The 25,655-nt window shown below is 59.6% G+C and carries 23 protein-coding genes; 1 reads left to right on the top strand and 22 read right to left on the bottom strand.

Translation table 11 applies throughout. The features are described from left to right. Positions 1-149: 149 nt before the first annotated feature. From B5G40_RS14235 to B5G40_RS14300, 13 genes are all read right to left on the bottom strand, one after another. Positions 150-566, bottom strand: a complete 417-nt coding sequence (locus B5G40_RS14235) for a cupin domain-containing protein (protein WP_087330684.1) — start codon at positions 564-566, stop codon at positions 150-152. Further along, positions 556-1,644 (bottom strand): ethanolamine utilization protein EutH, encoded by a 1,089-nt coding sequence (gene eutH / locus B5G40_RS14240; protein ID WP_087400192.1) that lies wholly within the window; start codon positions 1,642-1,644, stop codon positions 556-558. Before eutH ends, B5G40_RS14235 begins: the two co-directional genes overlap by 11 nt. 48 nt (positions 1,645-1,692) lie before the next feature. Then, the gene (locus tag B5G40_RS14245) at positions 1,693-1,923 is read right to left on the bottom strand and encodes a EutN/CcmL family microcompartment protein (RefSeq protein ID WP_087400194.1); all 231 of its coding nucleotides are present in this window, start codon (positions 1,921-1,923) and stop codon (positions 1,693-1,695) included. Further along, positions 1,898-2,170, bottom strand: coding sequence for a hypothetical protein (locus B5G40_RS14250; protein WP_087400196.1), 273 nt, complete (start codon positions 2,168-2,170; stop codon positions 1,898-1,900). The genes B5G40_RS14245 and B5G40_RS14250 overlap by 26 nt, the downstream gene beginning before the upstream one ends. After that, complete coding sequence (locus B5G40_RS14255) at positions 2,167-2,790, bottom strand: phosphate propanoyltransferase (protein WP_087400198.1); 624 nt, start codon at positions 2,788-2,790, stop codon at positions 2,167-2,169. The genes B5G40_RS14250 and B5G40_RS14255 overlap by 4 nt, the downstream gene beginning before the upstream one ends. Beyond that, positions 2,777-3,499 (bottom strand): ATP-binding protein, encoded by a 723-nt coding sequence (locus tag B5G40_RS14260; protein ID WP_087400200.1) that lies wholly within the window; start codon positions 3,497-3,499, stop codon positions 2,777-2,779. The genes B5G40_RS14255 and B5G40_RS14260 overlap by 14 nt, the downstream gene beginning before the upstream one ends. Beyond that, positions 3,500-3,796, bottom strand: coding sequence for a BMC domain-containing protein (locus B5G40_RS14265; RefSeq protein ID WP_087400259.1), 297 nt, complete (start codon positions 3,794-3,796; stop codon positions 3,500-3,502). A gap of 313 nt (positions 3,797-4,109) precedes the next feature. Next, positions 4,110-5,567, bottom strand: coding sequence for an acetaldehyde dehydrogenase (acetylating) (locus B5G40_RS14270; protein ID WP_087400202.1), 1,458 nt, complete (start codon positions 5,565-5,567; stop codon positions 4,110-4,112). A 4-nt stretch (positions 5,568-5,571) separates the two neighbouring features. Continuing rightward, positions 5,572-6,225 (bottom strand): ethanolamine utilization microcompartment protein EutL, encoded by a 654-nt coding sequence (gene eutL / locus B5G40_RS14275; RefSeq protein ID WP_087330699.1) that lies wholly within the window; start codon positions 6,223-6,225, stop codon positions 5,572-5,574. A 174-nt stretch (positions 6,226-6,399) separates the two neighbouring features. Beyond that, entirely contained in the window at positions 6,400-7,272 is an 873-nt protein-coding gene (eutC, locus tag B5G40_RS14285) for an ethanolamine ammonia-lyase subunit EutC (RefSeq protein ID WP_087400205.1), read from the bottom strand. Positions 7,273-7,285: 13 nt separating this feature from the next. Then, positions 7,286-8,650 (bottom strand): ethanolamine ammonia-lyase subunit EutB, encoded by a 1,365-nt coding sequence (locus B5G40_RS14290; protein ID WP_087400207.1) that lies wholly within the window; start codon positions 8,648-8,650, stop codon positions 7,286-7,288. 18 nt (positions 8,651-8,668) lie between these two features. Beyond that, positions 8,669-10,084, bottom strand: a complete 1,416-nt coding sequence (eutA, locus tag B5G40_RS14295; protein ID WP_087400209.1) for an ethanolamine ammonia-lyase reactivating factor EutA — start codon at positions 10,082-10,084, stop codon at positions 8,669-8,671. Further along, positions 10,084-11,169 carry an iron-containing alcohol dehydrogenase gene (locus B5G40_RS14300; RefSeq protein WP_087400210.1) on the bottom strand — a complete coding sequence of 362 codons (1,086 nt, stop codon included), beginning with the start codon at positions 11,167-11,169 and terminating at the stop codon, positions 10,084-10,086. The genes eutA and B5G40_RS14300 overlap by 1 nt, the downstream gene beginning before the upstream one ends. Positions 11,170-11,480: 311 nt before the next feature. Between B5G40_RS14300 and B5G40_RS14305 the strand changes: the two genes are divergently transcribed. Next, positions 11,481-11,936, top strand: coding sequence for a hypothetical protein (locus B5G40_RS14305; RefSeq protein ID WP_087400212.1), 456 nt, complete (start codon positions 11,481-11,483; stop codon positions 11,934-11,936). 48 nt (positions 11,937-11,984) lie between these two features. Here the strand turns inward: B5G40_RS14305 and B5G40_RS14310 are convergent, their stop codons facing one another. The 9 genes from B5G40_RS14310 to B5G40_RS14350 all read right to left on the bottom strand — a co-directional run bounded on the left by B5G40_RS14310 (position 11,985) and on the right by B5G40_RS14350 (position 25,514). Further along, a complete protein-coding gene (locus tag B5G40_RS14310; RefSeq protein ID WP_087188670.1) occupies positions 11,985-12,191 on the bottom strand; it encodes an alpha/beta-type small acid-soluble spore protein in 207 nt (68 codons plus the stop codon). A 194-nt stretch (positions 12,192-12,385) separates the two neighbouring features. Further along, positions 12,386-18,322, bottom strand: a complete 5,937-nt coding sequence (locus tag B5G40_RS14315) for an S-layer homology domain-containing protein (protein ID WP_143383429.1) — start codon at positions 18,320-18,322, stop codon at positions 12,386-12,388. A 21-nt stretch (positions 18,323-18,343) separates the two neighbouring features. Beyond that, positions 18,344-18,715, bottom strand: a complete 372-nt coding sequence (locus tag B5G40_RS14320) for a hypothetical protein (RefSeq protein WP_087400216.1) — start codon at positions 18,713-18,715, stop codon at positions 18,344-18,346. A 1,144-nt stretch (positions 18,716-19,859) separates the two neighbouring features. Continuing rightward, positions 19,860-20,237, bottom strand: a complete 378-nt coding sequence (locus B5G40_RS14325; RefSeq protein ID WP_087400218.1) for a type II toxin-antitoxin system death-on-curing family toxin — start codon at positions 20,235-20,237, stop codon at positions 19,860-19,862. Beyond that, complete coding sequence (locus tag B5G40_RS14330) at positions 20,234-20,476, bottom strand: type II toxin-antitoxin system Phd/YefM family antitoxin (protein WP_087400220.1); 243 nt, start codon at positions 20,474-20,476, stop codon at positions 20,234-20,236. Before B5G40_RS14330 ends, B5G40_RS14325 begins: the two co-directional genes overlap by 4 nt. 180 nt (positions 20,477-20,656) lie before the next feature. Next, positions 20,657-21,583, bottom strand: a complete 927-nt coding sequence (locus B5G40_RS14335; RefSeq protein ID WP_087400222.1) for a DUF4268 domain-containing protein — start codon at positions 21,581-21,583, stop codon at positions 20,657-20,659. Between the two features lie 97 nt (positions 21,584-21,680). Then, positions 21,681-23,315, bottom strand: coding sequence for a hypothetical protein (locus B5G40_RS14340; protein ID WP_087400224.1), 1,635 nt, complete (start codon positions 23,313-23,315; stop codon positions 21,681-21,683). Continuing rightward, positions 23,299-25,065: a hypothetical protein gene (locus tag B5G40_RS14345; protein WP_087400226.1), complete on the bottom strand. Its 1,767-nt coding sequence runs from the start codon at positions 25,063-25,065 to the stop codon at positions 23,299-23,301. Before B5G40_RS14345 ends, B5G40_RS14340 begins: the two co-directional genes overlap by 17 nt. A 32-nt stretch (positions 25,066-25,097) precedes the next feature. Continuing rightward, the gene (locus B5G40_RS14350; RefSeq protein WP_087400228.1) at positions 25,098-25,514 is read right to left on the bottom strand and encodes a hypothetical protein; all 417 of its coding nucleotides are present in this window, start codon (positions 25,512-25,514) and stop codon (positions 25,098-25,100) included. Positions 25,515-25,655 lie beyond the last annotated feature (141 nt).

Here is a 25,655-nt window from a genome sequence, read left to right on the forward strand (position 1 = left end):
CTCGATTACGTTACGATCCATTTTCCCGCGTTCCAGCATCTTTCTCACCACCTGCTACTTATTTTACCTCTTATGAACGAAAAAGCCCAGCTTATGCTGGACTTTTTCGACAGACTGAGGTCCAGCCCATTGTATGGGCTGGACCTTTTTTACTGCTGATTTTGCCAGTCGGCGGGGTAGACGAAGTAGAGGAACCGGGCATGGCCGGTGACGGAGAACTGGATCTCGCTTCCCTTGGGAATGTGGATCAGCTCCCCCGGCCCGGCGGACACCTTTTGCCCATTGCAAAGGATGTCCAGCCGCCCCTCCACCACATAGTCCATCTCGTCGTAGTTCAGTGTCCAGGGAAAGGTGGTGTCGGTCATCTCCATGATGCCCACCCCCAGCCTGGGGGATTGCTCCAGGGTGAACAGGTCCCTGGTATACACCTTGTCACCGGGGTTGCCGGTGTTCATCCGGTGGGCCTCGGTGACGGTGAGGGCAGGCACCTTCACCGCCTGCACCCCGCCGCCCAGATGCTCCAGCAGCACCTGGCGGATGATGGTCTCCAGCTGATTACGCTCCATGCTGCACCTCCTTCCGGGTAAGGAACATGGCCACCGCCACGGCGGTGACACCGCCCACCAGCTTGCCCACGATCATGGGAAAGATCATGGTGGAATCAAAGCCGGCGGTAAAGCCCAGATGGTCACCGAACACAAAGGCCGCCGACACGGCAAAAGCCACGTTGATAATCTTGCCCCGGCGGTCCATGTCGCCCATCATCTGAAACATGGGAATATTGTTGGCCAGGGTGGCCACCATCCCCGCTGCCGCCACGTCGTTCATGCCCAGCAGGCTGCCCAGCTTCATCAGGGGCTTTTTAAACACCTTGGTGATGACATACACCAGGGGGAAGGCCCCCGCCAGCACAATGGCGATGTCACCCACAATGCCGATGCCCTCCTCAATGGAGTTGAGGCCGGGGATAATCGTCAGGGGCGTCAGAGCCTCGATGATAGCGGCGGCCAGCCCGATGGTGATAATGATAACGATAATGCGGCCAAAGACCTGGAAGCCCTTCACCATGCCGTTAGGCACAAAGGCCAGCCCCAGGGCGATGAGCACCGCGAAGATCACGATGGGCAGCAGGTTGCGCAGCACCATCATCACCGGGAATCCCGCCACCAGGCCGCCCACAAAGCTGCCGATGGGAATGGTGATGACACCGGCCAGCACGCCGGTGGCCAGAGCGGGCCGGTCTTCCGCTTTGATAATGCCCAGACCCACCGGAATAGTAAAGACGATGGTGGGGCCCAGCATTGCCCCTACGATGAGGCCGCCGAACTGGCCCGCCTCCTCCGTCAGGGCCAGCTCCTGAGCCAGGGGGGCGCCCCCCATATCGTTGGCCAGGATGGTACCGGCAAACATGGCCGGGTCGGCCCCCAGGGCCTGATAGAAAGGCACCACCACCGGCCGCAGCAGGTTGGCCAGCACAGGGGCCAGACAGATGATACCGATCATGGCCAGGGCCAGAGAGCCCATGGCCATGATGCCCTCCTCAAACTTCTCCCCCAGGCCGAACCGGTTGCCCAGGATGCGGTCGATGGCCCCCAGGGCCATAAAGAGCACCATCAGATAGACGATGATCTCGTTGATGGACATAAACTGTCCCTCCCTTTTGTGAAACGGGGCGGCGGGTGGGCCGCCCCCTTATGGATCAATGATCCCGATGATGGCGGCGTCCACCGGCACATTTGCCCCGGCGGCGATGCGTGCCGCCCCGCCGGTGGCGATGAGGACCCGCTCGCCCTCACCCGCCCCCACGCAGTCGGCACACACCATCAGTCTGTCCCCCACCTCCACCGTCAGAAAGGTCTGGCCGGTGAGGTTGGAGGCTTTTTTTGTGGCCCATACCTTACCGGCCACCTGTCCCAGCAACACAGATCCCCATCTCCCTCAGCTGCCGCTCCAGGGCCAGGCAGCGGCGATAGATTGACGGCGGGGCGGTGCGGCGGTAGAGCCGGTACTCCAGGGCCTTCCGCTCCAGACACACCCGCGCCCCCGCCAGCAAGGCAGCCAGCACCTCGGTCTCCCCCGGACTGGCCGGGGCCATAGCGGCCAGCCGCCCCATGGCCCCCACCGGCAGCCAGGTAATGACCAGGGTACGCCCCCGCCACTCCAGCCTCACGGCAAAATCAGGGCCCGGTCCCCTTTTTTGAACCCGCAGGCGTTGGCCTCGTCGTAGTCAATGTGGGCGAAGGTGGCGAACTGGGGAGACACCCGCACCTCCACCCCCTCCAGGGTCAGAGGCCGCTGGGTGAGGCACTTGAGCCGCACCTCCCGGCCATTCTCCACTCCAAAGCGGGCGGCGTCCTCCGGGGTCATGTGGATGTGCCGCTTGGCGGCAATGAGTCCCCGGTCCAGCCGCAGCACCCGGTCCCCATTGCGCAGGGTGATGCCGGGGGTGCCAGCAATGTCCCCCGACAGCCGCACCGGGGGCGTAATGCCCAGCACCACGCCGTCGGTGAGGGAGATCTCCACCTGGCTCTCCTTCCGCTCGGGGCCCAGCACCACCACGTTGGGAATGGACCCTTTTGGCCCCTCCAGGGTGACCCGCTGGGCGCACACGAACTGCCCCGGCTGGGACAGGTCCTTCACCCGGGTCAGCTGAACGCCGGGGCCGAAGAGGGTGTCCAGATCGGCCCGGGACAGGTGGACGTGGCGGCCGCTGGCCTCCACCTCCACCGTCAGACGGCGGACGATCTCTTCCGCCAGGACCTCGATATTGATGGTATTAAGCGTGTTCATATTGTCCCGCCTTTAGCTTGATCATCATGATCCACATGAGGGAGGACAGCCGGTTTAGGGCCAGAATGATGTCCCCCCGGGTCACGTTGCCCTCCACGTCCTTGAAGGCGGCATAGGCCGACAGCTCGGTCTGCCGCACCAGAGTGCGCACCTTGTTCACCGCCAGCAGGGCAGGCCCGTCGGTGCAGGCGGGCAGGAAGTGGGGCTGGCCCAGGTATTTGTCCGGGTAGTGGGAGTATTCCCGCAGCTGCCCGGCGTCGTAGCCGCACAGGCGCAGCTCCCCCACCGGCTCGTCCAGCACATCGCACCGGATGAGCCGCCGCACCAGGGCCAGGGCCTCCTCCAGCTCCTTCACCAGAGCCGGGTACTCATGGGATGCCTGCTGGGCCAGCATGAGTTCCCCCTCCAGGGCGTCGATCATGCCCCGGAAGGCGATGCGGGGGTGGTCTTTCCGCACCAGGATGTTGCCCTTGAGGTGGGTCATATGCTCCGGCTTTTCGTTCAAAGTGGCGCCGAAGAGGGTACGGTATTTACCAGGGGCGGGTGCGCCGGCATCCTCCCGCCCCTGAGGAAACACCGCCTGGATCTTGTGGGCGGCCAGCCAGTCCCGGGCCCCGGGGGTCAGCTTCTGGTCCTTGTTGACCACCACCGGCCCCCGGGTGCCGTTGTCCGACATCCGGCGCACATCCTCACGGGTGAGCAGCTCCATTTATTCCCCCATCCCCTCGCCGCCGTGAGGCAGGATGTGGTCCACCTCGGCGTGGGGGCGGGGAATGACGTGGACGGAGATCAGCTCGCCCACCTTCTCGGCGGCGGCGGCGCCTGCGTCGGTGGCGGCGTTGACGGCCCCCACGTCCCCACGGACCATGACGGTCACCAGGCCGCCGCCCACCTGCTCCTTGCCCACCAGCTGCACGTTGGCGGCCTTCACCATGGCGTCGGCGGCCTCAATGGCCCCCACCAGTCCCTTGGTCTCCACCATACCCAGCGCGTTCGTATTTGCCATGTTCTGTTTCCTCCTGTCAGTTGTCTGTTTCATAGGCTCCGCCGGTTGGGCGGAAGTCGGTTTGCTTTTTCTGCCCCGGCCCGGCTGGGCCTTCTTTCTGGGAGCCTGCCTGGGCGTATCGGCCACCGGCATATGGGGCGCTCCCCCCGCCTCGCCGGCCTCCTCCCCGTTGCCGGCCTGGACATCATGCTCCATGTCCTCCTCCAGGCCCTGGGGGCGCTCGGCCATCAGGGAGTTGGTCAGATTCTGGGCCTCCTGCAAAATGGCCTCATGGGGGTTCAGCAGCACGCCGTCGGCGTTGACCTCGCTCATCTTATCTCAGCCTCCCCATGATCTGCTCCACCAGCCGGTTGAGCAAAGCCTCGTCCACGGTGCAGGTTGCGGAGGAGAGCGGGCTGCCGCCCCGCAGCTCCTCCAGCTCCTTCACGCCCCAGGCCACCCGCTTGATGTTGATGAGGTCCAGCGGCCCGATGTTGTTGGAGCTGGACGACCCGCCCACCGCGCCGCAGCCCAGGGTGAGGGCGGGGAACAGGCAGGTGGTGGCCCCGATGCCCCCCAGAGCGGAGGGGGTGTTCACCAGCACCCGGCTGGCGGGGACGGCGGCGGCAAACCGCTTGGCCACGCTCTCGTCCTCGGTGTGGATGGAGAAGGTGTGGCCCGCGCCCTCCCACTCCAGGATCTCGATGCAGCGATTCAGCACCGCCTCCTCGTCCTCCTCCACAAAGCAGCCCAGGATGAGGCCCAGCTTTTCGCTGGAATAGGGGTGGCCCTTGCCCACCCCGGTCTCTTTGGCCACCAGCACCCGGGCGGAGGGAGGCACCCGGTTCAGGCCCGCCAGCTGGGCCACGGTGGACACGCTCTTGCCCACGATGGCCGGGTTCATGGTGCCGTTGGGCCGGAGAATAAAGCGGGAGAGCTGGCGGGTCTCCTCCTCGTCCAGCAGGTAGGCTCCCTGGGCACGGAGGGCGGCCTTCACCGCCGGTTCCATCCGCCGGGTCATGATGACGCTCTGCTCGCTGGCGCAGATGGTGCCGTTGTCAAAGGTCTTGGAGTCCAGGATGCGCTTTACCGCCTGCTCCACGTTGGCGGTGTGGTGGATATAGGCCGGGCCGTTGCCCGCGCCCACGCCGATGGCGGGGGTGCCGGAGGAGTAGGCCGCCTTCACCATGGCCGCGCCGCCGGTGGCCAGGATGAGCCGGGTGGTGTTGTGGCGCATGAGGGCATTGGTGGCCTCGATGGTGGGGGTGGTGATGCAGGAGATGGCCCCCGCCGGAGCCCCCGCCTCCTCCGCCGCCCGGCGGATCACATTTACCGTCTCGGAAATACAGTTGACCGCCCCGGGATGGGGGGAGAACACGATAGGGTTGCCCGCCTTCATGCAGATCATGGCCTTGTAGATGACGGTGGAGGTGGGATTGGTGGAGGGCACCAGCCCGGCCACCACACCCACCGGCACGCCGATATCCACCGTCCGATGCTCCCTGTCCTCGGCCAGGATGCCGTGGGTCTTCTGGTCCCGGATGGCCTGGTACAAGGTCTCCGCCGCAAAGCGGTTTTTGATCTCCTTGTCCTCTTTCCGGCCAAAGCCGGTCTCCTCCACCGCCATGTCGGCCAGCCGCCGGGCGTGCTGAGCCCCGGCCCGGGAGATGGCCGCCGTGATGGCGTCCAGCTGCTGCTGGGTCATGACGGCCAGGGCCCTCTGGGCCTTTTTCGCCTGGGCCAGCAGGTCCCGGACCTCCTGAACCGATCTCAAATCTTTATCAAATTCCATAGGATCACACCTCCTTGGGATGGGCGGCCACCGCCTTTACCGCCTCGGCAAAGGCGGCCGCCGCCGCGTCGCAGGCACTCTGGGTACCGGTGAGAAGGCCGCCGCCGAAGTTGGTCTCGCTGGGTGGCTCAAAGAGGGTCACCAGCTCCACGTCGGAGGCCTTCATGGCCTCATCCAGACCCACCATGGCCTCCAGAGGCGGGGCAATGAGGTAGGCCAGGGCCTCCCCCTCCCGTACCCCCGCCACCTTGGACAGGTAGGTGCCGGTGCGGGAGACGGTGTGGGCAAAGTAGATAACCGAGTCGTCCTGATTGGCGGAGCGGAACCCCGCCCCGCTGTTCATGAAGTCCACGCAGGCCCGCAGGCCGGACTCCACCTCCGCCGGGTTGGGCCCGGCCAGAATGCCGATGACCTCACCGGCCAGAGCGGTGGAGGCATTGGCCGCACCGGCATACAGGGACTTGCCGTACACCACCTCCACCGCCGCCGCCTTGGTGGCCTCGTCCAGGGCGCAGTAGGTCATGTCGTCGCTGTCGGCGGTGATGAGGCCGATGGAGCGGTACTGCCGGGGCAGGCCCAGCTTTTTGGCTAAGGTCTCGCTGACGTTGGCAATAGTGCGGGTGGCCAGCACCTTGGCCGGGATCAGATCGCCTGTCATACCGTCACCCCCTCAAACTTTCCCCACGGGGCAGGCCCCGCGGGGACCCCAAGTGTATTTTCATCTGCTCGGGCGAAGTGAATTCGCCCGGCATCAAGGTTTTGCCTGGCGGCAAAACGCTTGTACGTGCTGACGCGCGCCCCGCCGTGCGGGGCCCCGTTGCCGCTGCTATCCTCAACGCAGGTCAATTCCACTCGCCTTCCTTTCCAGCATGGTCTTGATGAGTTCCGCAATGTGCGCGCCCGCCTCCACGGCGGTGGTGCCCCCCTTGTGGATGTTGGAGATCACCGTCCGCTTGGACTCGGGGATGCCGATGTGGGGCTTGTAGGTCAGGTAGGCGGACATGGACTCGGCGGTCACCAGGCCGGGCCGCTCCCCCACCAGCATACACACCACCTCCGCGCCCGTCAGATCGCCAATGTGGTCGGAGGCGCCCACCCGGCAGTACTTTACATAGAGCACCGGGCCGCCCTCCAGGCCGTAGGCCTTCAGGCCCGCCCGCACCGCCTGGAGACAGTCCACGGCGTTGGCCTCGATGGCGGCGGAGCTGAGGCCGTCCCCCACCACCAGGGCAATTTTCGGGTCCTGCCCAAAGGTCTTTTTGATGATGGCCTGGTTCTCCTCGTCGAACCGGCGGCCCCGGTCCGGCCGGGTCAGATACTCGTCCTTGGTCTGGCACAGGGTTTGGACGGGCACAAAACCGTTGTTCACCGCGAACTCGTCGGGCACATGGGAGAACACCGAGTCCTGGGCGGCGGCGTGGTCGGCCCGCATCCGCAGCATGGAGATGGTCCTGTATCGGGCTCCCGCCCGTCCCAAACCCAGCCGGGCCGGGGTCTTTAACTTCAGGTCCTGAAAGGCCTGGCCGCTGCGGGGGTTGTCCACCAGGTACTGCCGCCGCAGGTCAATCTGGGTGATATCCTCCAGGCAGCCCTGGCTCACGTCCTCCTGCCGGGGGGCGGGCCGGGTCGCGGTCACGGCAGCGGGCTTCCCTGCCAGCTCCAGCACCATCCGCTCCACCATGGAGCGCAGTTCTTTTTCATCCAAATTCAAAACCTCCTTACCCCAGCAGCACCGACGCGTCACCCGCCAGCGGGGTCAGTTTGCCGTTCTCCACAAAGCCCATGTCCTCCAGCCACCGCTGGAAGGGGGGGATGGCAGTGAGGCCGAACATCTCCCGCAGGGCGGCGGTCTCGTGGAAGCCGGTGGTCTGGTAGTTGAGCATCACGTCGTCCCCGTGGGGGATGCCCATAAAGTAGTTGCACCCGGCGGCGGTGAGCAGCACCGCCAGATCCTCGATGTCGTTCTGGTCGGCCTTCATGTGGTTGGTGTAGCAGGCGTCGCACCCCATAGGGATGCCGGTCAGCTTGCCCATGAAGTGGTCCTCCAATCCAGCCCGTATTACCTGCTTGGAATTATACAGATATTCCGGCCCGATGAAGCCCACCACCGTGTTTACCAGGTAGGGCTGGAACCGCTTGGCAAAGCCGTAGCACCGAGCCTCCATTACCACCTGGTCGGCACCGAAGTGGGCCTCGGAGGACAGCTCGGAGCCCTGGCCGGTCTCGAAGTACATTACGTTGGGCCCCACGGCGGTACCCTCCTTCAGGGCCAGCTGCCGGGCCTCCTCAATGAGCTTGCCGTCCAGGCCGAAGGCCTCGTTGCCCTTCTGGGACCCGGCGATAGACTGGAAGATCAGGTCGCAGGGAGCCCCCTTGCGCACCGCCTCCATCTGGGTGGTGACGTGGGCCAGCACGCAGATCTGGGTGGGAATGTTCCAGCGGTTGCGCACCTCATGGAACCGATCCAGCACCCGGCGCACACTTTCCACCGAATCGTCCACCGGGTTGAGGCCCAGCACCGCGTCCCCCGCCCCGTAGGTCAGGCCCTCCAGCAGGGAGGCCAGGATACCGTCGGGATCGTCGGTGGGGTGGTTGGGCTGGAGCCGGCAGGACAGGGTGCCCGGCAGGCCGATGGTGGTGTTGCAGTGGGCGGTAACCTTGATCTTCTTGGCGGCATAGATCAGGTCCATGTTGCTCATCAGCTTGGCCACGGCGGCGATCATCTCCGCCGTCAGGCCACGGCTCACCCATCGGATGGCATCGCCGTCGTGGTTCTCCGCCAGCAGCCACTCCCGCAGTTCGGACACCGTCCAGTTCTTGATCTGGTCGTAGATCTTTTCGTTTACGTCGTCCTGAATGATGCGGGTGACCTCGTCCTCCTCATAGGGGACGGCGGGGTGGTTGCGCAGGTCGGCCAGAGTCAGGTTGGCCACCACCACCTTGGCCGCCACCCGCTCCTCGGCGTTCTCGGCGGCAATGCCCGCCAGCCGGTCTCCCGACTTCTCTTCATTGGCTTTGGCCAGGGCGTCCTTCACCGATTTGAATTCATAGACGTGCCCCAGCAGCTTGGTCTTGAGTATCATGTGATCGCTCCTTTGCGGCTACGATTTGTGAAATACAAGGGTCTTGATAACGATGGGTAATACGGCGCCCCCGGCCACCGGGGCGCCGATGTCGATATAGTCCCCGTTGTCCATCTCCACCCCGTCCAGGCAGAGCAGAGGGCCGGACAGCAGGGCGGCCAGGGCCTGACCCAGCACCTTGGCCTGGTCGGCCTCCACCGCCACGATGGGAACAAAGCCCGCCTCCACCAGGGGGGCCAGGCCCTCCGCCACTCCCTGGGCCAGCTCCTGAATGCGGCTGTAGGAGGGGTTCTTCTCTCCCCGCAGAGCCAGGGCCAGCTGCACCAGCCCTCCCTGATCCTGGTACCAGCTCAGCTTGTCCTGAATACACCTTGCCAGTTCTTCCGGCGGTCCCCCCTCCTCCCCGGCAGCCAGCTTAAGGATGGGGATGTTTTTCAGGGGGAAGGTGATGTCCCGGTAGAAGATGGTGGAGCCGGACAAATCGGTGGCGTGGCTCCCCGCCCCCACCACCGTGGCCCGGATGGTCTCCGCTCCCCGGAAACGGCCCGCCTTCTGGAAGGCCGGGGAGGCGGCAATGGCCCGCCCCAGCAGCACGCCCATGTCTCCAAAGGCCAGCCAGTCAGGCGGCGGGTCATAGATGCAATCGGCCACCCCGCCGGAGAAGGACACTACCGGTACCTCCTCCACCGTCCAGCTGGTTCCCTGGGTGAGAAAGGCGTCCAGCTTGTCCCGGCCGGGCCGCAGGCCCGCTGCCTGCTCCAACGCCTCCGCCATGATTTGAAGGGTGGGCTGTAAGCTCTCCGGCGTCACCCGATCACCCACCGCCGGGGCGGGACATCCCGCCCGTGCAAAGACCGGCGACACATAAGTGACCTGTCCACCTTTGTCCACCTTGATGAGCCGCCCGCCCACGTCCAGGCAGCCGGTGCGCACCAGCTCTCCATTTTGGTACAACGCCAGGTTGGCGGTGCCGCCGCCGATATCAAAGTGTAATACCGTCGTGTGATGTTCCTTTGCGTATTCGTCCGCACCCGCTCCCCGGGCGGCCAGGATGGATTCCAGGTCGGGCCCGGCGGTGGCCACCACGAAATCCCCGGCGAACTCCGACAGGGCGGAGAGTACCTCCTGGGCGTTCTCCTTCCGGGCGGTCTCCCCGGTGATGATGACCGCCCCGGTGTCCACCTGGGACTTGTCAAAGCCCGACTTGCGGTACTCCTCCTCCACAATGGCCCGCACTCCGGCGGCGTCGATGACGGTGTCGGACAGCAGGGGGGTAAAATGGATGGCGGAGCGGTAAAGTACCTCCCGCCCGGCGATGGACACCCGGGGTACCGTAAAGGGGGTGGCCCGGTTCTCCAGGGTCAGCCGGGACAAAATCAGTTGGGTGGTGCTGGTTCCAATATCAATTCCAACGGATAGTAACTGCTCCCCCATTACGCCAGCTCCCGCAGAATGGCCTTGATGTCCTGAGGCGTGACAGGCCGGGGATTGGAGGGGGCGCACAGGTCAGCCAGGGCGGCGGCGGCGATCGCGTCTCCCTGGTCCCGCACCGTCTTTGCGTCCACCCCGCACTCCGACAGGCGGCCCGGCTGCTCCAGCCGTCCCCGCAGCCGCTCGATGGCAAAGGCCAAGCCTCTGGCCGTGGGTGTCAGGCCGCAGGCCTTTGCCAGGGCGGCGTATCGCTCCGCCGTCTCCCGCCGTGCGGCGTTAAAGCGGATCACATGGGGCAGCAGCATGGCATTGAGCCGCCCGTGGGGAATGTGGAACCGCCCCCCCAGAGCGTGAGCCATGCTGTGACTCAGCCCCAGCCCGGCGGCGTTGAAGGCCATACCCGCCAGGTTGGAAGCCAACAGCATACGCCCCTTGTCCTCCTGGTTCCCGTTAAAGGCAGCGGGCAGGCTGCTCCAGGCCAGGGCAAAGGCCTTCTCCGCCAGGGCGTCGGTGTACACATTAGCCCCGGCGGCCACATAGGCCTCGGCGGCGTGGGTCAATACGTCCATGCCGGTGTCCGCCGTCACCTTGGCGGGCACACCAGCCAGGAATACCGGGTCCAGCACCGCCCGGTGGGGCAGCAGAGCGTCGTCCACCAGGGGGTACTTCACTCCCTTCCGGCTGTCGGTAAGGACGGCGAAGGAGGTGACCTCCGAGCCGGTCCCGGCGGTGGTGGGCACCGCCCAGAAGGAAATCTCCCCGGCAGCCCCCAGCTTTTTGCCGTACTCCACCATGGCCTTGGCGCAATCCAGGGCGGAACCGCCCCCAAAGGCCACCACCGCCTGGGGCTTGAAGTCGGCCAATGCCCTGGCTCCCCTGGCCACCACCTCCAGAGGCGGGTCAGGCACCACTCCGGTAAAGGTCTCCACGGTGCAGCCGGGCAGCCGGGCTTTCACTTTGTCCAGCAGGCCGGACTTGGCCAGAAAATCGTCGGTGACCACCATCACCCGCCCGCCGGCCAGCTCCTCCAGGGCAGCCAGGGCGTCCTTTCCAAAGGAGACGGCGGTTTTCAGCTTAAATGTTTCCATGCGCGTTCCCCTGTTTCTTCCTTGATGGCCTTAGTATGGCGGCGGCGGTCAGGAATATACCAAAAGCCTGCGAAAGAAAAGCTTCATCATTCCTTCAGAATCTGTTCACAGCCTGTTCACCATCCCTTGGCGAAAAACGGATATGATAACAGCGTCAGGTACAAATGACAAACCATTCTCCTCTCTCTTACCTCTCTGTTCAAAACAAGGAGACCCGCCCAACGGCGGGTCTCCTTGTTTTTTGTGTTGGGTGTATGCAAACGTACAACAAATGCCCCTGTTTCACCATAGGTAAAAGGGAGGGTAGCCATATGTGGGATATGGATGGACAGGGACAACAATTTTACCATCTGCTCCAGCTCTTTGCCGCCCAGCTGGAGCCCGCCCGGGCTATGGAGGTGGCCTGGGTCTATCCGGAATTCACGCCCGGCACGGTGTATCAGACGGGAGACTATGTCCGCCAGGGTTTCAATGCTGTGGGGGACCCCCAGCTCTATCAGGTGACCCTGGACCACCGCGCCAGCGCCGGTGTGGTACCGGAGCGCACCCCGGAGCTCTATGAGCCCATCGGGCTGGATGGGTCAGGTGTACCCCTGTGGAGCCGCCCGGCAGGGGACCGGGACGGTTACGCCGTCGGAGACGTGGTGTCCTTCCGGGGGATCAGGTATCGCTGTCTGGCAAACGTCTGCCTGTTGAGCCCGGAGGAAGCCCCGGGCCAGTGGCAGGCTGCAGCCTGTGAAGACGCAGAAGAGCCGTCGGTCGATTGACCGACGGCTCTTCCACGTTGTTCAGAGCGGATCTCTGTTGATGGCGTTTTACTTGCCGGACATACCGTTCTCGTAGGCCTGGATCATCTTCTTGACCATCTGGCCGCCCACGGAACCAGCCTCACGGCTGGTCAGATCGCCGTTGTAGCCCTGCTTCAGGTTGACGCCCACCTCGGCGGCGGCCTCCATCTTGAACTTGTTCAGGGCCTCGCGAGCGCTGGAAACCACGGGCTGATTGCTGTTGCTGTTGGACATGATGTTGCATCTCCTTTGCAATCGTTTTGTTGGATCGGTGATCCGACCATAGCTTTGCCTCAGCCCGATTTTCTATGCGGATTTTTTCTTTCCAATCCATGGAGGCCAAAAATGATCCATTTTTGCACTTTTTTCTCTGCATAACAAAACAGGGGCGCGCTGCTAATGCAGCGCGCCCCTGTTGGCGTGAATGTTTACTTCTTCAGGTTCTGCGCAAAGTTGGTGAAGATCTGCGCCACTTCCGCGCGGGTGGCGGTGCCGGTGGGATCCAGAACGTTGCCGCCCTTGCCGGACAGCAGCTTGGAGCCTACCGACCACTCCATGGCCTCAGCGGCCCAGGAGGAGGTCTTGGCGCCGTCGGTGAAGGTGGTCAGGTCGCCCTTGGCGGACACATCGTAGCCCTTGCTCTCAGCATAGCGGTACAGGATGGTGGCCAGCTGCTCGCGGGTCACGGTGTCGTTGGGGGCAAACACGGTGTCGCTGTAACCCTTGACGATGCCCTCGGCAGCCGCCCAGCGGACCGCCTCGGTGTACCACACGCCGCTCTCCACGTCGGTGAAGGACAGGGTGGCGTCGGTCTCAGGCTGGCCCTCCAGCCGCCACAGGATGGTGACGACCATGGCACGGTTGGTGGTCATGAAGGGAGCGAAGGTGGTGGAGGAAGTGCCGTCCATCAGCTTGTTGTCATAGACGTACTTCACAGCCTCATAGAACCAGTCGTCGGCCTTCACGTCGGTGAAGGGCAGGCCGGTGTCCACGGGGGCGTCATCCTTGGTGAAGGAGGCCTTCACAGTAACGGCGGAGGCAGGCATGGTGAAGGTGTACTTGCCGTCGCCCTTGTCGGTGAGCTTGATCTCGCTGCCGCTCTTGTCGGTAACGGTAATGGTATCCAGCTTGTAGCCCTCGTCGGCCTTTGCGGTCAGGGTGACCATCAGGCCCTTGGAGGCGCTCTTGCGGCTGGAGGTCACAGTACCGTTGTCGCTGTCCTCCACAGTGATGGCGTAGGAGGTAGCGCCGGTGGAACCGCCGGAGGAGGTGCCGATATCCATCTGCTCATCAGAGAGCATCTTGGAGTAGATGGTGTTGGTAGCAAACAGATAGTCGTCCTGCTGGTGGGCACGGTTGACGATGGAGTTGGCGAAGATGGTGATGTCCATCCCGTCCTGCTCCACGGCAATGGCCTCCACGCCGCCGTCGATGCTGCCGCCGGCCATGCAGCCCACGATGAAGCTGTCCTTATCGGTGGCCTGGATCAGAACCTGGGCATCCTCAGGATAGCTGGTGAGCACCGTGCACTTGTAAGAGTAAATTACGGTATCGCCATCGGCTGTCTGGCTGGCAGTAGTGAGGCTGTCGGAGGGATAAACCACATTGTGGAGCGCTTCCTGGCCATTGCTCTGATAGTTCAGGTCAGTGACCAGGTTGTTCTTGATGTAAGACAGAGTGCTGGAACCGGTGGCGATGTAAGGAGTGCCCGTCTTGACTTTCGCAACAGCCTGCTCGCCGTAAGCGCCGCTGTTGAGGGCCACGGAGCCGATGATAATATCGGCCTGGGCAGGATCATCCACCACGGTGAAGCCCAGCTGCTTCACATAAGCCATCACATCGTAGTTGGAGGTGCCGTTGTTGTGGATATTGTCGTAGTTGATGAAGCCGTAGCCATCGGCAAACCACTCGGTGTAGTAACCGGAGGTAACCTTGTCGTCACCGAAGTCGGCATAGCGGCCGGTGAGGAACAGGGTGGGCTTGCTGATCTCATAGGCTACAGGCATGGTATTGGTGCGGGTAACCACCAGGGTGTAGTCGGAGGCGATGGTGGCATAGTCGTCGTAGCTCAGTACGAAGTCGCCCTTGTAGCTGCCCTCGGTGACCATGCCAACCGCCTTGCCAGCGTCCAGCAGAGCGTTGACGGCCCGGACGGTCTCATCGCCGTTGTTGGACAGGATGACGATAGAACCGCTGCCGGTGACCTGGCTGGAGGCGGTGACCTCAGTCACTTCCTTCAGGGCGCCATCAAAAGCACCGATGGTGTCAATGGCGATGCAGTCAAAGCCGCGCATACTGGGGAAGCTGGCCACGGACTCAGAGTACAGGGAGGGGAAGCCGGAGGCAGAGGCGTCATAGCCCAGGTTGAGCAGGCAGTTGGCGTAGTTGCGCTTGGCCTGGTACATATTGACAACCAGAGAACCGGCCTTGTAGGTCACACCGTCCACCGTCACGTCCTTGGTGAGGGTAGAGACCTTTACGCCGTTGCGCATGAGGAACTCAGCCATCTCATAGGCGTCGGCGGGGTCACGCTGGGACTCGGCGTCCACAGGCAGCACGTAGTACTCGGGGAAGTACTTGTCGTTGCCCTCATAGGGAACACGCCAGGTGTCGGGAGCCAGCTTCTGGTTGCTCATGTTCACATACCAGGGCTCCATCTCTTCCCGGTGGTCCTCGTTGTTGATGCCACGGCGGAAGAACTCCAGCTGGGCCTTGTAGCAGGTGTCCTTACAGTCGGACAGGAACTGCCACAGACCGTAGGCGCCGCACTCCAGCAGACGGACACTGGACTCGCCGCCGGAAGGAGTCTCAATGGTAAAGCCCATGGAACCGCAGTTTAGCATGGCATAGCTGGGGGTATAGTTGGTGCTCAGGTCATCCCAGGCGTCCCAGCCGGTTTCGGCGTCATAGCTGTCGCGCAGGGGGGTGTAATAGGTCTGGTACTTGGTCTCGAACTCGTCCTTGTGCTGGACAGACATGGTGGCCAGGGCGGCATTTCCGTAGGCCTCGGCGCCCAGCAGGAACTGCTCCACAAACAGGTCATACTCCAGGTTGGGCTCGTGAGGAGGCGTACAGGGCTCTACCAGGAACTGAGCGGTAAAGCCGTGGAACTCCACAAAGGCCACCGGGTTCCACTCGCTGATGAGCTTGGTGATGTTCTGGGTCTCCACCTGGGTCTGGTTGGAGGCGTCGCGGTTGAGGTCAAAGCCGTTGCCGTTGGGGCGGGTGTTGTAGGTGCGCCCGTCGGGGTTCTCGTCGGGGGTGACGATGATGATCAGGTTATCCAGGATCTCGTCCACCACCAGGGTCTTGTCCTCGCTGAAGGTGTAGTACTCGCTGGCGTCGGTGCGGCCGTCATTGCCGTTGCCGTTGATATCGGTGGCGCTGATCTTCAGGCCGTAGCCGGTGAAACCGTAGTCGGTATCGCCGTCATCGCTGGTGATCTCAAAGTCCACGATCTTGGGATCGTACTGGCTCTCATCCACAGTCTTACCACCGGTCAGACCAGTGATGGTATTCCAGGTGATGGTATCTTCGGTGGCCAGGGTGCGCAGCAGATTCATGTGGGCGTCCACGGCGCCGGCCTCGTCGGGGTGGACGTTGTTCATCATGATGGGGATGCGGTAGTCCTTGCCGCCCTCGATCTCCGCCAGAACGGCCTCGGGGTCGGTCTGGGCCAGGGCGTTCATCTCCTTGAAGTCCGCCACGGACTGGGCGCTGTCGGACACCACCGCGTACCACTGCTCGTAGCCGTCGGTGCTGGTGCCGAAGGACTGCACGTCGAAATAGCGGCCCTTCGCCTCGGCCAGGGCCTTGATCTCCATCAGCTCGTCATAGATCTCGTCCTGGCGGGTGTTGCTCTCATAGACGTTGATCTCCATGCCGGTGGAACCCAGGACGGTCCCGCCGTCTTTCGCAGAGAGCGTATAGTTGCCGATGAAGCTGGGCCACACGTTGCGGGCGTAGCGGAAGGTGTTGCTGCCGATGGCCTGCAGGGCGTTGGTCACCTCGGGCAGGCTGTCATCCTTCATGTTGAAGAAGGTGCCGTGGGTAAAGGCCTGGGTCACCGTGGCGGTGCCGTCGGCCACATTCACCACCGGCTCGGCCAGGGTGAAGTACTTCTCGCCGTCCGAGCCGTGCTGGTTGATAGTGCCCCAGCTCATCCAGTTCTCCAGGTCGTCGCCGGTGTAGATGTTGGGGTAGAGCTCCGGGTCCTGCACGTCGGTCTCACCGCGGGTCAGGCTCCAGGTGAGGCCCTCGGCCCAGGAGGCCCAGGCCTCGTCGTCCCAGGACGCCTGCTCATCAGAGACGGGGACGGTCAGGGTGGCGGTAAAGGTCTCCTCGCTCATGTCCAGGGACAGCAGGTCGTCGTCCAGGGTCAGGGCGCCCAGGCCGTTGAAGACGGCGTCCGCATAGGCCAGGGCCTCCGCCTCCAGGGCTTCGATCTCTTCCAGGTAGGCCGCATAGCTGTCCGGGTCGGCCGCGAAGTATTTGCCGCAGCTCTCGATGGCCTCGCGGTACCAGGTGCCCCACTCGGTGAGGACCTCCACCTCCAGCTCATAGGCCGCCTCCGCGTCGCTGCCGGTGGCGTCCGCCCACTCCTTGTGGGCCTGGGTATTGTACTGCATCTCGCTGTCGAAGCGGGCCTGCGCCGCGTCCACCAGGATCTGCATCATATCGTCGCAGTACGCCTGGGGGTTGGCGGCAAAGTAACCGGCCGCCAGGGAGGTGATGCCCACGCTCTCCAGCTCGTCGGCGCTGGCCATGTACAGGGTGTCCACGGTGGTGTGGTACACATAGTCGGTGAAGTGCCAGGTCAGCACCGCGGGGATGTCCCGGCTCAGGAAGCGGGTGTGGTCGCTGCCGCCCTCGTAGGGGCAAACGTCCACTTCAAAATCGTACCCCAGGGAGTCCTTCACCACGCCCTGGGTGCTCTGGGCGGCGGCCATATACAGATCGTTGATGAAGATGCCGCCCAGGTCATAGTTCTCCGGGCTGCCGGCGCCCCACAGGGTGTGGGAGTCGGGCAGGCGGACAAAGTTCCCGTCGGAGTCGCTGCGGTCCTCGTCGTAGTACAGGGGGTCCTCAGGGATGTTGTCCAGGGTGTAGTTGTAGTAAGCGGAGGGATCGGGGGCCTTCTCGATGCGCATGGGGCCGCCGGTCTTGGCCGGGTCCTCGCCCACCATGTCCAGGTCGATGCAGCAGATGATATTGTCCCACTGGCTCTGATGGGCGTCCAGATACAGGTCGGAGAAGGACATCTCGTCGCCCCACATGAACACGATGGTCCGGGCCGGGCGCTCGATGACCCCCGCGTCGATCATCTGCTTCATCTTCACGGCCAGCTCCAGGTTCAGGGCCACGCCGGTGGCGTTGTCGTCGCAGCCGGGCTCCTGCACGTGGGCGGCCAGCACCACCCGCTCTTCCCGCAGCTCGGGGTCGGCGCCCTTGATCTCCGCAATGGCGGTGAGCTGGCCCTGAGCAGCGGGGATCTCAGGATCACTCATGCCGTACATCTCGCCCACGGAGGCCACGTTCATCTCCACAGTATAGCCCTGATCCAGCATGGTGCGCAGGGCATTGTACTGGTCGGGAGAGATGTTCCACTCCACGATGGGCTTACCAGCTTCCATAGCAGCCAGGTTCTTGGCGGAACCGGCGCCGCCGGCGAAGCGGGCGGAGTTGGTATACCACTCGTTCTCGCCGTCGTACCACTGCTCGTACCAGTTCTTCATCTCGCCTTCCGGACCAAACCAGTTGTCTTCCTCAATGGGGTTGCTGTAGTTGTCCAGAGAGGCAGTGGTCATCACGGAGATGGCGCCCACTTCCTGAGCAAAGGTGAAGTTGTTCCGGTTGGAGGAGTCGCACAGCAGCACCTTGCCGGCCAGAGCGGCAGTGTCGCCCTCATAGCTGTTCACATCGCCCACATACACCACTTCGCCGGTCTGGCCCTTAGCCAGCTCGCTGACGTCGCCCGGGTTCTCCCGGATAGCGGCCAGCTCTTCATCAGTGACGTTGAAGCTGGTGTTGGTAGCCAGGTGGGCACGCTCATTCAGATGAGCCTCCTCGCCCCGGGCTGCACCGGGTTCTTCCCCATCGGGGAATACCTTGGTACGGTTGCCGGAGGCATCCTTTTGGTTAATCCAGCCGGACATGGCCTCGATAAAACCGTCATCGTCACCCACGGTGGCGTTCAGGCCGTATTTCTCAATGTAGTGAGCCTGATAGACATCACTGGTGGGGTCATAGGAGAAGGACTCCACATCCACGACTTCCTTCAGGCCGTAGATATCGCCCTCGGTGACCTCCTGGCCATCCTTCTTGATGGAGGTGATCTCCATCCGGGCATACTCAGGCGCCCACACCAGAGAAGTGGACTCATCGTGCTATACCCAGAACTGGTCACCGTTGTCATAGTCATGGGTCCAGTCAGAGAAGTTGTCTCCAGTATAGGAGTCGCCCTTGTCCTCGTAACCGGCAGCAATGATGGTGTCGCCGATAAAGTCGTTGATCACATAATTCTGCCAGGGGCCGCCGGTGGTACGCCAGCCCAGGAACACGGTTCCCAGGTAATCAAAGGCGGACTCGCCGTCGACACCGTTTTCGCCGCTCAAAAGCTCGACGATGGCATCCAAATCCTCGGGGTAGGTTTCGACAGGTTCTTTGGCCGACGCAGGTGTAATAACCAGGGAGAAAAGCATGGAAAATGCCAACAGCAGTGACAAAACTGAGCGGGAGCGTTTTTGACGTTGTCGCATTTATGGTTCCTCCTTATGAAATTACTTGTTTTTCACGCGCGGGCACGATACCGGACATAAAATGTACCCCCTATCCTCCTTCCTTTTCAGAGCTCCGGTACCGTTCGAAAGTACTGCTTTGCGTGGATATATCCCCATATATCCCGCGTCAGTTCTTTCAGATATATTTAAATTATACTATGGGTTCCAGAATACCACAATACGGATAATCTAGCCAAAGTTAAGCCCATCTAAATTGTGCATAACATCGAATAACTTGCGTTTTTTCTATATTTGGCAGCAGGAATCTCTTTTTACATTGTACTGCAAAACCATGCAATCCCCGCTTTCATTTTTCAGACTTCATGCACTTCTCCGAACCCCCACGGCAGACAAACAAAAAAAGACTTGAAACCGAAGTTTCAAGTCTTTTTGGTGGAGATAAGCGGGATCGAACCGCTGACCTCTTGAATGCCATTCTCTCCCCCACCCATTTTTCCAGAAAAACGGGCCGGAAAGGGCCCGTTCTCCCTGGTTTTTTGCCCCCTTTCGGAGGGGCTGTGTGGAGCAATTCCACTCGGATTCCACTTTTTTCGGGGGCCTTTTCAGGGGTGAGAATTGCAATCAAAATTTCCCCCGTTTCCGAAGAGTGAGTCGTCACGCAAAGCCTTGCAGAATCAGACTTTCGAGGTTTTTCCGAAAAGACAGAATCCCGATATTTTGCCGAGGGTATTTCGGAATTCGGACAGTCTGACAGCGGCATCAGTAGAGCGGACAAAATCCCGACATTTTACGGGTACCATTTCAGCCGCTGTAGTCACTCTGTTCAGTGGCCGAAAAGTCGACAAAATCCCATCATTTTGCAGTGGGTAGTTTACAGGATTTCGTACGCTGTATATGATGGAAATCCTGTAGGAATATTGCTCTCATCGCATAAGCGGCAAAATCATTCTTGCACAATAGCACAACCCAAAATCCAGTGTACCGTCAAGAACATCCGAAGAAAGGGCAGGAGTTTATCGAGGAAACCGGCGTAAAGGCTAGACTGTCCAAAACTTTGTGTAAACCTCCTGTGTGATGGACTGACCCAGCTGCTCCATACCCTTCAAAATTTATAGTATAGCAACAACCGGGGAGAGCCGTGTATACGGCTCTCCCCGGTTGTTTACAGCTGATGGGCAAGAAGCCACACCAACAGATCATCATATTCTTTTTCTCCAGCAGCTACCTGCAGAATGATATCCGACAGCTCCTGCTGCGTGTAGGATAACTCCAGCCCGTTGACAGCCAGGAAAACCAGCATGGCGTGGGCCCCAATCCGTTTATTGCCGTCAATGAATGGATGATTTTTGACCAGACCATAGCAAAGGCGTGCCGCCTTCTGCTGGAGGGATGGATAGGCACTGGTGTCGCCAAATGTTTGGAAGGGAGCGTTCAGAGCCGAATCCAGAAGGCCCTCATCCCTCAGGCCTGGACTGCCGCCAGTCTCATCAACCAAATGCTGATGGAGCATTAGGATCTGGCGCTTATTCAGGATTTTCATTTGGCCAGTTCCTCATAGGCCGCCCGATTTTGCTGAATGAGCCTTGTGGAGATCTGCATGATGTCCTCGTCCTGGGCCGCCTGCATCTGCTCCACCTGGCTGAACTCAATGACAAGGTAACGGGGCACATTGTTCTTCAGAATAACGGCGGAACCCTGCTCATCCACCAGACGGGCTACCTTGGAAAAATTCTGATTGGCCTCTGTGATGGAAACCATCGTATTGGAATTGATCATCATGGGATCACCCTCCTTCTGAATCTATTATACTCCAAAATAGGATAAATTCAACCTATTTTATAGAGAGCGTGACTCTTCCATAAGAGGATTCCCCGCACTCGAAAACACATGATTTTGATTGCAGGGTTAAAGGACGCTCATATTTGTCTCTCTGTATTTCATGTGCTTCTGTATGTTTGCTTACAGGTGCTTTTTGAATGCTTGCTTCATTTTCAACATCACATCTATCAGCCAGTCAAACTGCGCTGTCCACTGGCCTTTGTCCTCAAAGGATACATTTTTTGAAAGAACGATGCGGCTTGCTTTGCGTTCCGGCAGTTCTCTCCATTCAAATGTCAGCCCAGCATCCGCTTCAATACTGTCTTTCTGTTGAAACAGGGAATGAAACAATTCCTTATCCTCACTGATGTACAGTTCCACATACAGTTCATTGCGCTTCTGAATTTGTGATACGGCAATGTGACAAGCGGAGGACCCGATACTGAAGTTCATCCAATGGTCCAAGGAAGGTTTTCTGCGGTTGAAGTTCTTGGCAAACTGCACATTTTGAAACGCATAATCCTGGAACGCCACCCAATAATCATACCGCTGCTGCTGTGTGCTGTTGCCCGTCTCATTTTTCTTTACTTCTTTTGCCCAGTCGTTGGGTTTTTCAATTACTTCAAACTTGACGGCCGGTTGGGAATTTCCAATCTGATACAACTTGATTTCACAAAGGAAGAAGCCGATTTTTTCATCGGTGTGATTGTTCAGCCATTCGACAGCGGCCCGGTGTTCCTCTCGGGCGTGTTTCACAACCCAGATAATGACATCTGCCGATTTTCCGGAAGCATATGTAATGAGTTTTCCCAAGTGGTCATGGTTTGTATCTTCCAGCTGGTTTTCGATAATAATTTTTCGGTCTGTGCCCGTTTCCGATGCATAAATGTCCACATTGAAATCACCAACTGCCGATTCTGTTTCATCAACCGTAATATCAAGACCGACCGCATCTGCAAGGAGCGCTATATTATCATCCTGTGAAAGCCACGGTGTAAAATCCAACGCCTCGTGGGGCCACACAGTCCGCAAGTCTTTGATTTCCACCAGCTTACCTAAGCTCACCATATGTCAAGTCCTCCTTGCCGCATAGGCATTTTCATTATTATATCATATAAGGAAAATGTAACACAAGGAAACTATAGCTTGCTTCAATCCCTATTGCTTAAGGCTCCAGAACAGACAATGTACCGGATATCCCATGCAGGCACGACAAATCCAGTGTACTGTCGGCCTTGACTGCCACCTCTATCTCCAGCAGATTCCGTTTTCTGGGGTCCTGTGCTGGATAGACGCCTTCGCCAGACAGGCGCGGCACGGGTTCACAAAAGAAGCGGCGATCCCGTGCCAGGGCGCGGTAGAGCATTTCCTGACCGGATGGGTCCGCAAAGTTATGATAGTGGTCGGAGGTTGTATCGCTGGCCAACGAGCGGCCCAGGAGGAATTTCACAGCGCCTGAGGTCGCCTGCAGACCGCAGTGGGTCACCAGACGATGTTCCAGGTTATCCCGCAGCAAATTCCACCCGTATGTACGCTTGTCTGGATTATCACCCGGAATGTTCAAGGCCATCAGCATCCGTCGAATGTAGAGGTCAATGGCATCACGGGCAGTGGGCTCATTTCCTGCGCCGCACACATAAATATCGCTTAGGTCAGCGTCTGGATTTTGCTCCACCAGATCATCATACCACCGCTTCATCAGGCGCGCACAGAAGGGACTCAGCGGCACGGTATAATCCTGGGTGGCTGAGCCCGCATAAAAGCGGACACGCCGCACATGGACGCGCAGGGGCTTCTCACAGATCATCAGATGCCGCACCTGCAATCCGGACAGTTCTCCGGGGTTTAGCGCGGCTTCTTTGCACAGCAGCAACGCCCGACCCAGGGCATTTTGCCAATTGGCTTCCAGATATTCGTTCAGTCGCTGCTCTTCCTCGTCTTTCAGCATGACCTGTTTAGAAATGCTGCGCTCGGCCGCTGCCGCGTTTACCGCTTTATGCTTTCCGCCCTTCAACAAGTCTGTGATAGGATTTTTACCGTCAGCAAGCTGATTCCCGATACAATAATCCCAGAACTGCTCTGCCCGACGGAAACGCTGTTTTACCTTCTCATCATTTCCCAGGTCCGACATACACTGACGTACCATAACCGGCGTGACCATATGCATGAGGTGTCCGGAGAGCTGCAGTGCAACGCCCTGAATACTTCTGCGAATCTCGTCCTGATAGCGTTTGCTGCGGGTCGCATATTGAAGCATAAAGGATTCTCCCACCAGATCCCATGCGGCAAGCATTGTCACACCGGCACGCTTGCCACTTCTGTACTGCTGGTCGCGGATGGCTTCCCAATGTTTTTGGCAAAGCTCCACCCCACACTGGGCGATATAATGTTTGATTTCCTCTTCAGACTCCGCGTTGCTATGAAGAAGCATGGTTGCCTTCATGGCCTCATTGCTTTTACGCTGAAAGTCCTTCCATTTCTTTTCCGGTATGCCATCCGGATAAGCTTCACGGAGCTTTGCCTCCTTTTCATCCCAGTGTGCCTTCATCGCATTGTACAAATCGCCCTTCATCTCCAGATAATACCCATTGGCGCCCTGGATTCCCATGACGCCCCGCCAACGATAGTCCCGCTTTTCTGCTGCGGGTTGAAAATTCAGTCGAAATACGACAGCAAATGTTCCCACCATATAGCGGCCGATATATTTGTCCGGGTCGTCCGGCATATCTTTGGGCAACGGCGTTATGTGGCTTTTGTCATTATCCCAGCCCTCATTGGCCGACTCATACTTTTTTGCCATATTTAAAAATCTCCTTCCATATTTTCTCGACTGCCCCACGGACTTTTGCGGACTCCGCTGCAGTGATTGACTTCTCATACCATCCCGGTGACGGAACATTGGCAAGCAACTGGCGTGCAGAGCGCTCGGCCGGCAAATCCTCCAGCGGCACCTGTTTTTGATGCAGCACTTTGCCGTCAGAAAAATTTGCTTGGATGATCTGTCCGGCATCCAATGACAGGAGATTCAGCCGAATCACAGTATCTTTCTTGAAGAACAGCCGAGCTTGCGTCACCGGCAACAGGGTAAGATCTTGTGTTCCGTCCACAACAATCGGCAAAAAGGCGGGGTGTGCCGTATGTTTTGGGTCAAAAATATAGTTTTCCAGCTTTTGACGAAAGGTAGACAGAGAAGGAAGGCTGTAAAAAGCACGCTTTTCCACAGCCGAGCATCGGATCTTGTGACCCAGAGCAAGATCCAGCTCCCGTTCTGTAACACCGCAGCTGTTGGCGGCCCGGGATGCGAAATCCCGACGCAGTGCATATGCGGTAATATCCCGGAGCTTTTCACCGTCCTGGGAGAGATCCAGCTTGCCGGACATCAGATCCAGCATATCCTCCCAATAGGAAACTGTGCAGCCGCTGGCCAGGAGCAGGGCGCGTCCTGCGGCCGAAATCTGACTGATGGGAACAAAGAGCTGGGATGTTCCGGGCTGATAACTGATGGGCAGGTTGTCAATGGACAGGTGATCCATTGGCTCCTCCTTTGATTCCTTCTCCGCTGTTTCCTTTGCATTTTTCAGTGTTTGAAGATATGCTTTACGGGTCGACACCATATCCTGTAAAAATTGCACCAACGGTAGACGACGGTAGGAACTCTCTGTCTTCAAGGTCGGAGTTACGTTGGTGCCGGACAGCTGCTTTTTTACCTGGACAGTCCAGGTTTCTCCGGATGTGTGGATATCGCCGAAGGTCAAGGCGGCGCTCTCCGCAGTCCGCAAACCACAGAAAAACATAAACCCAAGACAAAGGGCGACACCTCCGTAGGGCGACTCCATCTGCTGGCGCAAAATGGCTGCAAAGCGAATGCGAACTGGGTCGGGCAGTGATTTGCATTGTTCCACATTTGGTACCGCCTCGCCCTTCATGCGAAGATTCAGGTCCGGCAGATTTCTCCACGGCAGCAGAAGCTGAAGCTGGCGATACAGAATATCACAGCGGCGCATTTTGTAGAGAAGATTCTGCCGGATTTGAGAGACAGCTTCTTTGCTGAGCGGCTCGTCCTGCGGTTTGCCCGTAACAATCAGATCTACCAGTTCTTCCTGCATGGCCTGGATCTTTTCCGGGCCGGGATTCACACCAAGCTTATCCAGTCTGGGAAGCACCCGGTTGCACAAATAGGTATAGGTGCCGCGAAAAGTGCTGGTAGCCCAGTTTTCCCAGTTCAGATGCTGTTGCTGTTCCTCTGGCGTTGGATAGAAACTGCAGAACTCTTTCAGCGCATCCGTGTAGGGATGCTTGCCGGGTGTACCGTTGCGGGGGAAAAATGCTTTCTGATATTTTTCCATCAGTTTGCTCTTTACGAAGTCCTTCGCATCACCCACGGATTCCTTCGGGCGAATCTTGTGCTGTGCATTCTTTACCCCGAGGATCGGCAGACTGTCTTTGTCTGTCAGGGTCCCCACTACAATCGTGTTATGTTCCCGGAAGCTATAGCGGATGTATAGATTTTCACCGACCTGTACCGTTTCATTTGTAAAACAGTCTGCCATTTACCTCACCTCCTGTTCAACCGTGTCAGCACTTACTTGTTGCCCGCTTCTTCATCGCCTTTTGCCGCAGAGGTTTCTGCGCAGTGAATCAGAGAGAGAATCTTCTTATCAAAATTCTTCGTTGCGAACAGGTTTTCACACCCCAGTTCGTCGCAATAGAGTTCCACGCCCAGCGCTTTCAGCTTAGGCAGCAATTCCGCACCGTCGGCGATGTGAATGGCGATGGAGGCCAGGTTGGGGACAATGATTGTGTCGATCTGGAGGTCGATGATCATTTGAATGATCTCATCCCAATAAGCGCTGGGATCTCCATGGCCACAACGATAGTCGACCACTTCGCAATTCAGCAGTTGGGCCAGTTCCTCTGCGTTGAGATAAGCCACCCAGATTTTGGGCAGGGGGTATTTGGAATACTTACTTGCAATGCTGACAATGAGAACCCTTTTCATATCGGTTCCCTCCTTTCAAATGATTGCAGGAAGATGTCTTCCTGTATTTAGTATGGAAGAAATCGATTGAAAAAAGTGAAACGAAACGATACCGGTCTTCGCGAGCCTCTTAAACTCGCTCATCCCGGTATCGTTTCGTTT

This window comes from Flavonifractor sp. An9 (assembly GCF_002161245.1).
In the GTDB taxonomy this organism is placed as follows: domain Bacteria; phylum Bacillota; class Clostridia; order Oscillospirales; family Oscillospiraceae; genus Flavonifractor; species Flavonifractor avicola.

Bases quoted from the DNA above. Each gene is read 5' to 3' on its own strand.
- B5G40_RS14235 (WP_087330684.1), bottom strand. From the start codon at position 566: ATGGAGCGTAATCAGCTGGAGACCATCATCCGCCAGGTGCTGCTGGAG.
- eutH (WP_087400192.1), bottom strand. From the start codon at position 1,644: ATGTCCATCAACGAGATCATCGTCTATCTGATGGTGCTCTTTATGGCC.
- B5G40_RS14255 (WP_087400198.1), bottom strand. From the start codon at position 2,790: ATGAACACGCTTAATACCATCAATATCGAGGTCCTGGCGGAAGAGATC.
- B5G40_RS14260 (WP_087400200.1), bottom strand. From the start codon at position 3,499: ATGGAGCTGCTCACCCGTGAGGATGTGCGCCGGATGTCGGACAACGGC.
- B5G40_RS14265 (WP_087400259.1), bottom strand. From the start codon at position 3,796: ATGGCAAATACGAACGCGCTGGGTATGGTGGAGACCAAGGGACTGGTG.
- B5G40_RS14270 (WP_087400202.1), bottom strand. From the start codon at position 5,567: ATGGAATTTGATAAAGATTTGAGATCGGTTCAGGAGGTCCGGGACCTG.
- eutL (WP_087330699.1), bottom strand. From the start codon at position 6,225: ATGACAGGCGATCTGATCCCGGCCAAGGTGCTGGCCACCCGCACTATT.
- B5G40_RS14290 (WP_087400207.1), bottom strand. From the start codon at position 8,650: ATGATACTCAAGACCAAGCTGCTGGGGCACGTCTATGAATTCAAATCG.
- eutA (WP_087400209.1), bottom strand. From the start codon at position 10,084: ATGGGGGAGCAGTTACTATCCGTTGGAATTGATATTGGAACCAGCACC.
- B5G40_RS14300 (WP_087400210.1), bottom strand. From the start codon at position 11,169: ATGGAAACATTTAAGCTGAAAACCGCCGTCTCCTTTGGAAAGGACGCC.
- B5G40_RS14305 (WP_087400212.1), top strand. From the start codon at position 11,481: ATGTGGGATATGGATGGACAGGGACAACAATTTTACCATCTGCTCCAG.
- B5G40_RS14310 (WP_087188670.1), bottom strand. From the start codon at position 12,191: ATGTCCAACAGCAACAGCAATCAGCCCGTGGTTTCCAGCGCTCGCGAG.
- B5G40_RS14320 (WP_087400216.1), bottom strand. From the start codon at position 18,715: ATGCGACAACGTCAAAAACGCTCCCGCTCAGTTTTGTCACTGCTGTTG.
- B5G40_RS14325 (WP_087400218.1), bottom strand. From the start codon at position 20,237: ATGAAAATCCTGAATAAGCGCCAGATCCTAATGCTCCATCAGCATTTG.
- B5G40_RS14330 (WP_087400220.1), bottom strand. From the start codon at position 20,476: ATGATGATCAATTCCAATACGATGGTTTCCATCACAGAGGCCAATCAG.
- B5G40_RS14335 (WP_087400222.1), bottom strand. From the start codon at position 21,583: ATGGTGAGCTTAGGTAAGCTGGTGGAAATCAAAGACTTGCGGACTGTG.
- B5G40_RS14340 (WP_087400224.1), bottom strand. From the start codon at position 23,315: ATGGCAAAAAAGTATGAGTCGGCCAATGAGGGCTGGGATAATGACAAA.
- B5G40_RS14345 (WP_087400226.1), bottom strand. From the start codon at position 25,065: ATGGCAGACTGTTTTACAAATGAAACGGTACAGGTCGGTGAAAATCTA.
- B5G40_RS14350 (WP_087400228.1), bottom strand. From the start codon at position 25,514: ATGAAAAGGGTTCTCATTGTCAGCATTGCAAGTAAGTATTCCAAATAC.